We start from the raw sequence: 13436 nt of genomic DNA, 5'->3' as shown, positions 1-13436 counted from the left end.
AGTTTAACTTAGAAAACGAAGACCTATTATTGTGCGACCTCTCGGAAGGTCGCGTCTGACTTATCGAGGGCAGTAACGACAGCTTCTAATTTCAGCACATTGTTGTAATGTCTCAGATACAGGTTCGGGTTACTAAACGAGGCATACGATGTCCAACTGGTGTTAGCAAGTCCATTGACACGTTTGAACGTGGCGTCATTTCGGAAGGTAGCGCTGCCGTCATTTTTCACGAGTGTAATGTTGCTATTAGTATTGCGCAGGAAATAACCCGGATAATTCATGGACTCAAACGAAATGCCTGTTGCATTCGCCAGCCCGGGAACAATACGGAATTGTGCATCTTCCGCCGGACTCACATTGGGGTCGATTCGCGCCTGATAGTTGTAATGACGAATGAAGCTTCCCGGTACATTGAATGACTCCAACTTGCGGATATCACCCGGCTGTCCGGACTCTTTCAATACGGTCATATGCCGGACGAGTCCGGTAAGACCCGCAATCTCTTGCTTGGTACTCCATGTCTGGAAATTGTCAGCAGAGTCGCTGTAGTAATATTTTTGTGTCGCATAGCCGTCAAAGTAGATTCGCCAGGAGCCATTATCCAGCTGAACAAGCGCGGGGCCTTCAACCCAAGATCCCCAACCTGCCCAATCTCCTGTACCTTTGAAAGTATAAGGACCCTTTAGCGAAGTGGAAGTCGCATATTCGATGTATTTAGTGGTCTCATTTTTGGTAAAAGCATGATAGGTAGAACCTGTCTTCACAATAAACGTGTCGATATAATTAGGAGCAATGCCTGCCAGTTCAGTAGGTGCAGACCATGAGGTAGATGCTAAATTGCTGCCTGAAGCGGTAATGACATAAGGTTTGAAATTCTCATAGTTGCCTGGTGAGAGGGACACGATAACGTTCAGACTGCCGTTGCTGTCTTTGAACCATTCCGGTGCCCAGGTGTGTGCGATTGTGGCAGGTGTGGATAAAGTAATGTTACGAACAAATGTCCAGTTCACTTTATCGGGGCTGGAGGCGATGCCTATGGTGTTACCCGACCAATTCGTGGTGTAGACGACGTAATACAGACCATCGGTGTGTTTCATGATGCTGGGATCGCGAATCAGATCGGACGGAGGTGTATAGGCTGGCCCTTTTAGCAAACCATAGTGGGTTGCATTATAGGATTCATAGATATACATATTGGACTCACTTGTGTTCGTGAAGGCGGATATCGTATAGACACTTGTCGCCGCTCTCGCTGTATTGGGGAATAACATCGTTAATAGAAGCAATGTTCCAAGCAGAAGGATCATTCCAGCCTTGAAAACGCTAGGTCCTCTTGCTCTGTCTTTCCTCTTCGTTAACATCAGGTCATCTCCTTATCCATGATCGAATGAAATAATGAATCAGACTTAACACACCTTACAGCTACCTGTTCCAATTCCAATTACATGAAGCATCACTCCCTTCACAGATCATGGATGAACAATATTAATTATGTAAACGGTTACAAATCATAAAATTACAAATGTTGTCTTGGCTCATTGTACATAGCTGATCACCACAGTTCCCCCATTTCCTTAGTACAATTCACTCCCATGACTGAATCCGAAGATTCATGAACCCGGGTTATCACGACTACGGAAATGAGGTGGTATGACTGTGGTAAAAAATTAACTTTTGCGTTATGTGATGCTATTGGTATTACTATTTTCTAGTGGTCCATCTCTATAAAAAGCAATTTCAATACATGAGCTAGTTCACCACAACCCACGGATAACGGGATAATGCATCCAGCAGGAAACGTACATGTGTTGGTGTTCTGCCTTCTTCATCGAACAAAAGTAATTCATTCTCTTCCTGTAACCAAGCTACCGGGATCTTGTAATCCTCTTGTGGACCAATCTGCCAGTAACGGCCCAGATGATGGCCATTCAGGTGAATGGTTCCTTTGCTCATTCCGGTCAGACGAAGCATCAAGTTCACCTTATGATGCTCGGATACTACAGGCTTGGTGAAATGCCAGCGGTACCATACAGGCTGACCATGCAAGCCTTGTGCTTGAGGAGCATTAGATGTGGGCTGAGACTTCTCGCCCACCGCAGCACTTGAGCCTCCACCGTCTGAGGTATAGGTCACCGGGTTGGCATTCCCATTGCCACTTTTGGCGACACCAGACTGTGCTGTACGCAGGATTGACCCCTGTACGCTAAGTTGAGCCAGTTCTTGCCCTGTTTCAGTGCTCTCCCATTGTTCCGGAAGTAAGGCATCCGTTCCTGCCATACGCCAATCCTTCAGTTCTCCCTGACTCGGATACGTGATCAGTTCCAGTCGGTTCAGTGAGGAACGGCTATACGGCATTTCCAGTGTATTCGTCTCTCCGGGCTTGATATACAAGGAAATGTCTAGTGTCTGGAAGGCAAACCAATCCTGATATCCCTCCATCGGAACTTCAATGCCATTGATACGAAGGCCTTTACTCAAGGCACCCACCAGTATCGCCCGATCCCTACCATCCAGCGTAAAGCTTCTGCTGAGAAGTGGCGCCCCATGTATAGCGTTCACCTCATCGAGATGCACAAGTCCACTCTCCGTATGCCAATCCCGACGAATATCCTGAACCTGGCCATCCAGATACACAGTACCAGCCAGACCTTTGCTCTCACCCAAATACGGAGAGAAGTTCAATCTGCCCATATGCTGCACCAGAATCTGAAGTGTGTTCTTCCCTTGGACTACTTGCAACTGAACTCCTGCGGCACCTACCTGACGAACCAGTACCTGTTGTACTCCATTGACAATAATCCTGGCGGTATCCTGAATATCTGGAAAAATGAGACTGGTCATCCCTTCGGTTGCACTCTCGAAATCGCATTCGTACAATAGATAACCAAAATCTTGTCCATACCGGGAAAAGTCCTCCGGTTGTCCACTCGCCGAGCGTTGCTTCGCAGTTAACGTAATACGAGACAGCTCAGGCGAAGCAGACAATGTTGGTGCGATTGGCGGTGTCCATGGGAGCTGCTGCTGTATTCCACTGATAGACTCCTCGCTGGCAAAGAACTCGTGACCCGTTAATGTCCGTTCTCCATCTGTCCAGTCACCAAGCAGCGTAATCGTGCGATCCGGATCCGTGATCATGCCCTTCACCTGACCCGATGGCAACACGTCCACGTCATCGAACCCGATTGCATAACGTAGTCCCTTCTGATTGGTTGCTTCCAATCGCCATGTTCGATTCATCATCTCTTGATCCAGAATGACGAAACGGATCGGTGTGCTGTTTGCTTCCAGTTGGATCATTCCCGGCTCCTGGAAATGGAACAGGTCGAAGCGGTGTACGTTCCTTGCTGAATCATGCTCGACCAGCACTTGCACCGAACTGTCCATGACGTTCAAGTCCAAGGCTTCCAATTCAACTATGGAACGCTGCCCTGCTGGGGCCACGATGAACAGGTTCAATTCTCCGTTGATCATTTCATTTCCTGTAATCATCGTACCCGCAGTCAGGTATACCTGATCCGCAATCTGTACTCGATCCAGCAAGGGAACAATCTGTCCCGGATTCAGCGATACGGGAAGAGTACGCCCTTCTTCAAGCGTAATGTGCATCGTCTCGCGTTCATCCTTGTGACTCTCCAGGAACCACATTTTCTGGTTGTCTGCCTGTCTGCCTCGTACAGATATGCCTTCAGGATGACGTACAACAATCTGTTCTTCTGGAATTTCCTCTGTTTCCATCAGAAAGGCCCCGAAAGCATGGACGAAGTAAGACAGATTTTTGGCTACCGCATATTTCGGTGTCACCCGACCATATTCGTTTAGCGGTGCATCATAGTCATAAGACGTAATCATGAAAATGTCACTGCTACCCATCGTTCTTCCGCCATATCCACCAAAGTTCGTGCCGCCGTAGAACATGTAATAGCTGATTCCGGTATACCCGGCACGCAAAATCTCCATGATGCGTCGCTCCAGCAAAGGCGCCGTCTTCTGAATAGCCGAAGGCCCTCCCCAATTCTCGAACCATCCGGTCCAGAATTCCGTGACCATCTTCGGGGTGTCCGGCTGTTTGGCTCGAAGTTTCTCATAATGCCCGTCAGCACCCGACCAGAAATTAGCCCCTTCAATCGTGCCTTCCGCCCCGCCAACGCATGTAATCAGCGTAGCGTCAATGCCACGTTGCAACAATCCATCTCTCAGCGTAATCATATGTTCACTTGCGGCGGCGTCATCCATCAGGTACTCATACTCATTCTCCACTTGAACGAGAATGACCGTGCCCCCGGCTGATAACTGGCGCTCCCGAATGATCGGCACAATCCGATCAAAATACAAATTCACATAGTGCAGATACGTCTCATTATTCTCCCGGAATTTCACGCCGTCCTTCGTACCAAGCCAGTATGGAAAACCACCAAAATCCCATTCCGCACAGATAAACGGACCCGGACGCGCGATGACCCACATGCCCAGTTCTGCGCATAGATCCAGAAAAGCCCCACAATCGTTGTCCCCTTCAAAGGACCACTGTCCTTCTTCCGGTTCATGCACGTTCCACGCAAAGTAGGTGTCGATACAGTTCATGCCTGCCAGCTTCGCCTTCAGCAGAACCTCACGCCATTCCTCCTTCGGCATGCGGAAATAATGGATCGTGGCACTGTTCAGAAATACACGCTCTCCGTTCAGGAAAAAACTGCGTGCATCGTACGTTAATTCGGATTGAACACCATTTTCAGCCCTGGCGATGTTCTTCTCCTGTTCCTCAAGCAAAAGGGATGTGTTCTCTGTCAAAGATATCCCCTCCTTCTCTGTATTTATATAAATTGAACTAAAGCTTATTTACACTGCGCACTTCAATGACAGAACAACCTTCCGATCGCTGTTATCCCCAGATTTTTCGATTCCCTTTTATCAAGGGGAAAATCCGGGGATAGCGTATGCTTCCGATGTAGCTTTCTTGCAGAAAGCTTGTAGGCGCACGCTCCGCTTCTTCAGGTTTTTTCTGTCCTCTTCGTTTGGTGTAAATGTTTAGTTCAATTTACATAGTTTCATATGTCCTGTAACTCTTTTAAAATATAAGGCGAACCAAATTTGTTGAACTAAAAGACAATCTATACTGGCACTCAGGATGCCAGAGCAACCTTCCGAGTGTTATTATCACTTCTCCTGCAACGTCACGCCTTCCAGTACAACTGTTGTGATGGAATTGTCGGCCGTAGGCACTTCAAGTCCGTTGGCATACACCGGAATGTCTTCAAGCTGCTCCATATTTCGCTCTGGTGAAGTCTGGTACACCTGAGCGGTGGATGATTTTCCATACGCATACCCTTCCAGTTCAAACGCCGTTGTTCCAGCTGACAATTCATTACGAATCACCAGCACCAGTCGTTGACGTTCTGCGTCATAGGCAGCCAGCGTACGTCCACCATCCGTTGGAATAATCGTCGCGCCGGGACGAATGAACTTCGTAAACTGGGCCATGCCGTAATACTGTTTGGTCATCTCATACTGCTCTTCTCCGTTAAAATTGGCGTGAATGAAGCCCCAGTTATTATTGGCGCCTTCATCTTCAACGGCCTGCCAGTATACCCAGGCGGATGGCTGCATGATTTTCAGATCGAACATGATGCGCTCTGCGAGTTCTTGCACTGAGGTCATGTCTTCATGACTATGCGGTTCGCTGCCGCCTGTGCCGTACTCGGACATCCACAGCTTCTTGCCATGGCCTTCTGCCAGCGTGCGCAGCTCCTCCATTTTGCTACCATTATAGGAATGGGTATTGATCTGCTGGATTACGTCCAGCGTGTCCTGATCATAGAGGTTGAAATTAAACACCGTCTCATCAATACTGTTATCGTCCGCCGCACTGATGACGGTTCCGTCCAATCCTTTGCTCTTCAACGATGCAGCAACTTTCTTGATAATCTCGGCCTGTTTCTCATTCGTAAAATGACTGCCTTCCTGCATATTGCCCTTCTTCCACCAATCAGAGGAAGGTTCATTGAGCGGATTCAGTGTGCGGAAGGTGATCCCCCACTCGTCCCGATAATGCCTCACGACTTCAGTCAGATAATCTGCAAATGCATCATACTGATCGTCACGCAGATTATTGCTGCCATCCACGGCTCCGGTCACCGATCCACTGATCGTCATCCAGTAAGGTGGTGAATTGGAGAATGCTTCAGCAATATTCACGCCACGCTCCATCGAGCCTTGTAATACAGCCCGCTGACCTGCATCAGCCTCCCAATCCCACTCTCCAGGTTCAGGCTGGAAGCCAGGTACATCCCCGCCGGGACGGAGGGCTTTCATCTCCGGATTTTCCTCACCGCCAATATTGTAACGAACGATGTTCAGACCTAATCCTTTCTCCGGGTCAAAGACCAGATCCATCACTTCACTCACCTTCGCCTGATCCTTCCATCCGCCAAGATCGTTGGCCCACCAGGCAAGTGACGTGCCCCAGCCTTCAAAATGATCATAGGACTGATCCACCTTCAGACGTACCGGTTCCTCTTGGAATACAAGCGTTTTGGATGATTCATTGGCAAAATGATTGATAACAATTCCTCCTCCTGCCAGCAGGGCAATCAGGGCTACACCCATGAGGATATAGTTCCGTTTGCTCCTGCTGCGTTGTTCTTTATGCGCCATGGGCTATACAATCCCTTCTCCATGTACGGTAATTACTTCGTTGACGTTCAACGTCAGGTTCAGTACATACACACATTACAGACACTTCGGTTACTTGATTCCGCTGCTTCCGCCACTAATGTTGGCTTCGTAGACATAACGTTGTCCAAACAGATATACCAGCACCATCGGAATGGTGAGGAACAGGGAAGCGATCATGACAAGGTTCCAAGGCGGCATCTGTCCGCCACCTACCGTAGTCAGCAGCTGCACCCCAAGTGCAAGCGGCATTTTCTCCGGGTCATTGATATAGATGAGCGGCCCCATGAAGTTCCCCCAGTTATAGGAGAATGAGAAGATCGCAATTGCCGCCAGAATCGGATAAGTCAGTGGCATAATAATCTTCCAATAGATTCCCGGATGTCCCATACCATCGATCATGGCGGCTTCATCCAGTGATTTGGGGATACTCATGACAAACTGTCGAATCAGGAATACGTTGAACGCCCCGGCGAAGAAGCTCGGTACGATCAGCGGGTAGAATGTATTAATCCAGTCCAGATGACGGAAGATGATGAACTGCGGTACCATCGTCACCTCACCCGGAATCATCATCGTACTGAGCAACACGATAAACAGGAAACGGCTGCCTTTCGCTTTGATTCGGGCAAAGCCGTAAGACACGATGGAAGCTGACAATACCGATCCAACAATCGTAAAGATGGTAATAATGACTGAGTTTTTGAGATACGTTCCGAGATTGTTATTCGTGAAAATCGTATAAAAGTTCGACCACTGGAACTCCATTGGAACGAAGGTAAAAGCTGATTTGACGGTTGTTGCGTCACTTGCCAGTGCAATGGAGATCATGTACAGGAAAGGTGAAGCAAGCAGCACCCCGACCAGAATCAGAAAAATATAGGATATCGTCTTCTCCACAGTCGATGGATTACTCATTGGCTTTTCCCTCCTCGTAGTGCACCCATAGCGCCGATGAACGGAATACAACCAGTGTCAACGCCATGATGATGATGAATAGTACCCAGGCAATAGCCGATGCATATCCCATTTTGTAGAACTGGAATGCATTCTGGAAAAGGTAAGGAACGACCATCTGACTTGAATTATCAGGTCCCCCGGCAGTGACGATAAATACCTGCGCGAAGGTCTGGAGCGCCCCGATCATGCCCGTCACGAGATTGAAGAAAATAACGGGAGTCAGCATCGGGAATGTAATATGGAAGAACGATTGTGTGCTTTTCGCACCATCGATGGCTGCGGCCTCGTACAGTTCCTGCGGAATGCCTTTCATCCCTGCAAGCAGCAATACCACGCCACCACCCACACCCCATAAGGACATGAGAATCAATGCAGGCTTAACCCAGTTGGGATCAAGAAGCCAGGCAGGACCCTGAATACCGAAGATCGCAAGTGCCTGGTTGATCAATCCCTCCGTCGGCGCAAGCAAGTGAATGAAGAGTAATGAACTTGCAACCACCGGAACGACGGAAGGCAGGTAGAACAGAATACGGAAGAAAGTAATCCCTTTGATCTTCTTGTTCAGGTAGTATGCAATCCAGAGTGAGATTGACATGCCCAGCGGAATGGATATCAGTGCATAGAAGAATGTATTGCCGACGGATTTCCAGAAGATCGGATCGTCGGTCAGTAGCGTTTTGTAATTGTCGATACCGATGAATTCAGGGGACTGGAACAGATCCCAATTTGTGAAGCTCATATAGATGGAAAACAGGATCGGACCCAGGGTCAGCCCCAGGAACCCGATCAGCCAAGGCGAGATGAAGATGTAGAACCATTTCCCGTCCTTTTTTCTCACGTTAAGCCCTCCCATGACGCAGAGAGCAGATGGAACCCGCAATCATGCCGAATTCCACCCGTCCTCCTGTCGATGCTATTTGAACAACCTCTATTTGTAGAGTCTTTCCAGTCCACTTTGGATTTCAGTAACGGTATTATCAAGTGAAGCTTTGTTGTTGAAGTACACACCCAGCTTGTCGTTAATCAGCTTCATCATTTCGTTCCATTGCGGATTGAACGGTTCTGCATAGATCGTTGATTCACTGAACGCAGCCATGTTGATTTTCTTGCCGCCGTATTCAGCATTCAGGAATTCATCACTGGACAGACCTGCTTTGGTTGCGGGAGCATCCTGACCGGCTTTGATCATTGGCAACTGTGCTTCTGGTGTCGTCAGTGCTTCAATGACTTTGAATGCCTCTTCCTTGTGTTTGGAAGCGTTGGTAATCGTTAAACCGTTGAAGAATGCGTTCGTTTCGCCCCATACCGGTGAGATATCCCAGTTGATGCCTTCGACCTTAGCAAGCGAACCAATGTTCCAGAAACCGGTTGTTTCCATAGCGATCTTGCCTTGTGCAAACAGCGGATCGGCGCCGATATTCCCCATGTCGGCAATCTCGGTTGGCGTTGGTCCTGCACCGTGGGTGAAGGTCAGATCATTCATGAATTGCAGTGCTTTACGCACTGGCTCCGTATCGAAAGTTGGTTTGCCACTCTCATCGAACAACGAACCACCATTCTGGTAGATGAGCTGCATCCATTGTGGCCACCAGCTACCTGGATAGTAGCCCCACTGAACTGTTTTGCCATTCTCCTTCACGGTCAGCTTCTGAGCTGCCGCCATCAGATCGTCCTGTGTCCAATCTTTGTTTGGGTATTCCACCCCGGCCTTGTCGAACAGATCTTTGTTATAAAAGAGGACCATCGCGCCTGCACGATCCGGCAAACCGAATTGCTTGCCATCATACTTCATTAGGTTCGCAATATCATCGGAATAACGCTCTGACATATTCACATTGTTCGCCTTGATCATGTCATCCAGCGGTATAATCTGATTCTTGGAGGCGTAGGCCTGATAGTTCTCGGCAATCATCATGATGTCGGGTGCCGTTCCTCCGGCAATCATGGTCTGTACCTTCTGGTCATAATCTCCTGCAACCACGTTGAGTTTCACATTAATATCGGGATACGTCTGCTTCACAATGTCGAGTCGTTCCTGATAAATTTTCTTCTCATCCTCCGAACCCCAGATCGTCATGCTCAAATCTACCTTGCCACCGGACTCGCCGGAGGAACCACTTTTACTGCTACAGGCTGTCAGACCCATTACCATGACCAACATCAATAAAGAAATGACCTTTAGACTTCTTCTCATACGTTACGCCCCCTTGAACTAATGAATGGATGACCACACTGAAACCCGTTTCATGAAATGGGTTTCATTAAGCTGAAACATAAAACCCATTCCACTTTATGAAAGGGGTTTCATTCACGCACTCATTATATTTCACCCTTCGAGGAAATGTCAACGCTTTCTTTTCCAATTACAGGCCCTTTATCTTGCAGCAGGTCCTGTACTTTGACGCACTATCAGCTCCGGTCGCAGAATAATCTGCTTCTTCGGTTTGCCTTGGTTAATCAGCTCATGCAGCACATCCACAGCCTGTTTGCCAAGCTGATACGTGTTCTGGGATACGGTTGTCAGTTCCGGTATAACGGCACTGGCAAGCGGCGTGTCATCAAAACCCACAATGGATATATCCTTGGGAATCGAGAGCCCATGCTCAATCGTTGATTTGATTGCACCAATCGCCGTATTATCATTCACACAGATGACCGCGGTTGGCGGATTGTCCCGATCCAGCAGTTTGGACATTTCCCTTTTGCCATCGTCGATGGAGAAACTTCCGAGCAGCTGCCGTTCTTTCGGTATTTCGAGCCCATGTTCCCGAAGTTTCTTCTGTACCGCTCTGACCTTGACCATGGTGGTGGATAACTCTTTCAGCCCGCCGACAAAGGCGATATCACGATGCCCCAGTTCAAGCAAATGCTCAGCTGCAAGGGCCGCCCCTGCTCCTTCATCGGTATACACCCGGTGGAACCCGCCTTTGGCAATATTGCCATTGACCAGCACAATCGGCATGCGTTTGCCCATATCAATCAATTCCTGAGCCATATCATCTGGACAGACCTGCATATTGATTCGCCCGCCGAGAAAAATAATACCGTCTACTCGCTTTTCTCGCAGAATGGACAAATATTCAGATTCCCTGTTGTAGTCGCCTGCTGTATTACAGAGAAAGAATGTGTACCCTAATCCACGAGCCTCATTCTCCGCACCCCAGAACACTTCCGGGAAGAAGGGATTGGTAATGTCCGGCAGGATGATGGCGATGGTGCCCGTCTCTTTCTTGATCAGACTGCGCGCCTGCGCATTGGGCTGAAACTGGTGTTTTTCGATGATGGACATAATCTTCTCTCGGGTGCTTGCACGCACTGGTGCCGTATCATTCAGCACTCGGGAGACCGTCGCGACAGATACATTTGCTTCCTTGGCGATGTCGTATATGGTGATCGGTGTCATAGCGGAACCTTCCTTTTTCTCTAATTTTCCCTATTTTCCCTGCTTATCATACCAGATAAGGAATGGCGATGAAATGGGTTTCATTGTTGGGCTGTGAAGACAGGTTGAGGAGCTTTACCAAGGTAGCATGAAAAAAAGTAAGCCTCTCCTCCGTCAACCGTCACTTAACGTGTCCAAATAAACAGCTTGCTGTCGGCATTCACAATCTGTGTGCCATTGCTCAGCTCAACCAGCGACGTACCCCAATGGGTATGTCCGCTGAACACCACCGTCTCCGGCCCGGCCTCCAGGGCTTGCCGGATGAGCGGTTCACCCCTAAGCCCAAGCTCGGGAATGCCCGGGCTTTGATGCAAAAGCAGGCAATCCGGCTGCTGCTTCAGCAGCTTGCGTACGGATTGCAGGTACTGCTCTGCCGGCAGCCGGCCCGGCTTGTCCGGCCTGCCGATGATGCCTCCCAGGCCCGCGATGCGCAGCTGGCTGGGTTGGGCGGCACTTGGCGCAGGGCCACCCGTTGGGGGGCCAGCGTTGATCATTGCGTCTGGGCCATCCATGGCATGGATGCCCTTGACGCTGTGCAACCGATGAGCATCTGCCTCATCGGTGAGATCGTGGTTGCCGTGCACGCCGGCAACCCAGCCGAAGGCTGCCCTGAAGGCGAGCCAGACGGGTACCGGATTGCCGCTGGCTCCCCTTTTCCCGCGCCGGGCATACAGGTCTCCACACATCAACACGCCTATACGTTCCGGATCAAGCTCAGGCCATTCCACTTCCAGTAATAACCGGACGTATGCAGGCAGGACTTCGCCAAGAAGTTGATCCTCAGAGGTACTTTGCATAGGGTTGCTATCCACTTCGGCATTCGTTCCAACGCTGTTGTACGTCTCTTCATTAGAAGCCGTCGCTTCGCCAAATGTGGCATCCTTCCTCCGCTCCGTAGCAGGCACAACTCCTTGCAGATCCGAGGTCACAATGAGTGCATCCACTCCATCGGGCAGCCCCGAGACTGTGCCATGATACATGGGCAGTTGGGCTTCGATCACCTCTCCTCCGGAGATGGTATTCAGATAGGTGAAGTGTTCAATCGGCTGATCGTCCAACGTTACGATTCTCATGGGACATGCCTCCTTTTCCTTTATTTTACCTTCTAATCTGCATTCATGGTCCATATATTAAAATGTAAGCGAATTCAATGGAGATTAGAGGAGTGTGAACGACGTCATGATCATTCAAGTCAGTCCGCTGGCAGAAGCAAGACTTACTGAAAAGCTGGGAGATCGACCAGGCTATTTCAAATTGTTTTATGATACCGATGGATGCGGTTGTGACGGAATTGCGGTACTTCTGATCTTAAACGAACCTGATAGCGATGATGTTACCATAGAAGCGGGTTCGCTTCCATTTGTCATCAACAAACAGCAGCAGATTTACTTCGAACCCTGTCTGCGTCTACAATCCGAGCACAGTTTCCCTTCGTTCCGACTTAGTAGCGATTCCATGATCTACGGCAGCAACGTCAAAGTCCATGATTTACGAGATACCGCAGACGTAACCCTTCAACCCACCGGATGGTTTATACGATAAACGTTGAATCAGCGCTATAATCAAAACCTCCCAATCCCATATGCTCCGTGGGACGGGAGTTTTTTTATCAATCTCAATGAGTTCATTAGGCCATTATTCTTGTAAATATTTCATATTTGTGCAGTGCCTCTGTACCTCTGCCAATCTAATTCCGACCATTTTTCAGGACAAAAGAGGTGAAAATCTGATTAATTAATATGGACTTTAGTTTAATACAAATAATTACAAACAAACCGTATACTTAGATAACCATATATGAATTTAGGAGATACACAAAATGGAATACCTAATTAAAGATATAAATCTAGTTATATCAAAAACACGGTTGGAACATTTTTTTCGTTTAGAAGTGTCGAGGAGGAAAATTGAAACTTATGAAGTTACCCACAATCCTGAACGTAGTCCGAATCTTGTTGAGTATTAAAGTTATATACCTTATTGTAGCTTTTAGTGTATTTCTCTATATTTTCAGTCAAAATCCTGAAGCCTTTGCCGGTTATCAAGTGAACGGCAATGATCTGATTAATTTCTCTAATGAAATTACTGGGAGAATCATTTTTTTAATCAGCCCGAGTTTACTTGCTATCATCTGCATCACCAAACGAAAGTTCAGATCGACTGTTACGTTCCTGAGTATTGCTTTATTTATCGGTCTACTAAATGAAGGACTATTAACTGGACTTGTTCAACTATTCGCGTTGTTAGTTGTGCTCGTACATCGACCAAGTAAGATATTTTTAAAGCGTCAGGATTCAATTGACACAGAGACACCATATATCGCCAAGAAGAGCCTGACTTAAACGTCAGGCTCTATTTTTGATTG

10 protein-coding genes are annotated in these 13436 nt (G+C 48.2%); 2 read left to right on the top strand and 8 right to left on the bottom strand.

Annotated features, from left to right (window positions below):
- Positions 1-26 precede the first annotated feature (26 nt).
- The 8 genes from MKY73_RS06380 to MKY73_RS06345 all read right to left on the bottom strand — a co-directional run bounded on the left by MKY73_RS06380 (position 27) and on the right by MKY73_RS06345 (position 12144).
- On the bottom strand, positions 27-1361 hold the full coding sequence (locus tag MKY73_RS06380; RefSeq protein WP_339306315.1) for a glycoside hydrolase family 43 protein: 1335 nt from the start codon (positions 1359-1361) through the stop codon (positions 27-29).
- Between the two features lie 388 nt (positions 1362-1749).
- Positions 1750-4788, bottom strand: coding sequence for a beta-galactosidase (locus MKY73_RS06375; RefSeq protein ID WP_339306314.1), 3039 nt, complete (start codon positions 4786-4788; stop codon positions 1750-1752).
- 366 nt (positions 4789-5154) lie between these two features.
- Positions 5155-6651, bottom strand: a complete 1497-nt coding sequence (locus tag MKY73_RS06370; protein WP_339306312.1) for a glycoside hydrolase — start codon at positions 6649-6651, stop codon at positions 5155-5157.
- A 90-nt stretch (positions 6652-6741) separates the two neighbouring features.
- Positions 6742-7587 (bottom strand): carbohydrate ABC transporter permease, encoded by an 846-nt coding sequence (locus tag MKY73_RS06365; protein ID WP_036617294.1) that lies wholly within the window; start codon positions 7585-7587, stop codon positions 6742-6744.
- Complete coding sequence (locus tag MKY73_RS06360) at positions 7580-8467, bottom strand: sugar ABC transporter permease (RefSeq protein ID WP_036668619.1); 888 nt, start codon at positions 8465-8467, stop codon at positions 7580-7582. The genes MKY73_RS06365 and MKY73_RS06360 overlap by 8 nt, the downstream gene beginning before the upstream one ends.
- Before the next feature lie 90 nt (positions 8468-8557).
- Positions 8558-9823 carry a sugar ABC transporter substrate-binding protein gene (locus tag MKY73_RS06355; protein WP_339306310.1) on the bottom strand — a complete coding sequence of 422 codons (1266 nt, stop codon included), beginning with the start codon at positions 9821-9823 and terminating at the stop codon, positions 8558-8560.
- 180 nt (positions 9824-10003) lie between these two features.
- Positions 10004-11032, bottom strand: coding sequence for a LacI family DNA-binding transcriptional regulator (locus MKY73_RS06350; RefSeq protein WP_339256731.1), 1029 nt, complete (start codon positions 11030-11032; stop codon positions 10004-10006).
- Positions 11033-11196: 164 nt separating this feature from the next.
- The gene (locus MKY73_RS06345; RefSeq protein WP_339306308.1) at positions 11197-12144 is read right to left on the bottom strand and encodes a metallophosphoesterase; all 948 of its coding nucleotides are present in this window, start codon (positions 12142-12144) and stop codon (positions 11197-11199) included.
- Between the two features lie 106 nt (positions 12145-12250).
- Here MKY73_RS06345 and MKY73_RS06340 point away from each other — a divergent pair, with 106 nt between their 5' ends.
- Together MKY73_RS06340 and MKY73_RS06335 are read left to right on the top strand one after the other, a co-directional pair.
- Positions 12251-12613, top strand: coding sequence for an iron-sulfur cluster biosynthesis family protein (locus tag MKY73_RS06340; RefSeq protein WP_339306306.1), 363 nt, complete (start codon positions 12251-12253; stop codon positions 12611-12613).
- A gap of 374 nt (positions 12614-12987) precedes the next feature.
- Positions 12988-13413: a hypothetical protein gene (locus MKY73_RS06335; protein ID WP_339306304.1), complete on the top strand. Its 426-nt coding sequence runs from the start codon at positions 12988-12990 to the stop codon at positions 13411-13413.
- The last annotated feature ends 23 nt before the right edge of the window (positions 13414-13436 follow it).

This window comes from Paenibacillus sp. FSL R5-0519 (assembly GCF_037974275.1).
GTDB lineage: Bacteria > Bacillota > Bacilli > Paenibacillales > Paenibacillaceae > Paenibacillus.
The sequence above is the reverse complement of the archived record's forward strand: the minus strand, read 5'-3'. Positions and strand labels throughout refer to the sequence as shown.

Bases quoted from the DNA above. Each gene is read 5' to 3' on its own strand.
- MKY73_RS06380 (WP_339306315.1), bottom strand. From the start codon at position 1,361: ATGTTAACGAAGAGGAAAGACAGAGCAAGAGGACCTAGCGTTTTCAAG.
- MKY73_RS06370 (WP_339306312.1), bottom strand. From the start codon at position 6,651: ATGGCGCATAAAGAACAACGCAGCAGGAGCAAACGGAACTATATCCTC.
- MKY73_RS06365 (WP_036617294.1), bottom strand. From the start codon at position 7,587: ATGAGTAATCCATCGACTGTGGAGAAGACGATATCCTATATTTTTCTG.
- MKY73_RS06355 (WP_339306310.1), bottom strand. From the start codon at position 9,823: ATGAGAAGAAGTCTAAAGGTCATTTCTTTATTGATGTTGGTCATGGTA.
- MKY73_RS06350 (WP_339256731.1), bottom strand. From the start codon at position 11,032: ATGACACCGATCACCATATACGACATCGCCAAGGAAGCAAATGTATCT.
- MKY73_RS06345 (WP_339306308.1), bottom strand. From the start codon at position 12,144: ATGAGAATCGTAACGTTGGACGATCAGCCGATTGAACACTTCACCTAT.
- MKY73_RS06340 (WP_339306306.1), top strand. From the start codon at position 12,251: ATGATCATTCAAGTCAGTCCGCTGGCAGAAGCAAGACTTACTGAAAAG.
- MKY73_RS06335 (WP_339306304.1), top strand. From the start codon at position 12,988: ATGAAGTTACCCACAATCCTGAACGTAGTCCGAATCTTGTTGAGTATT.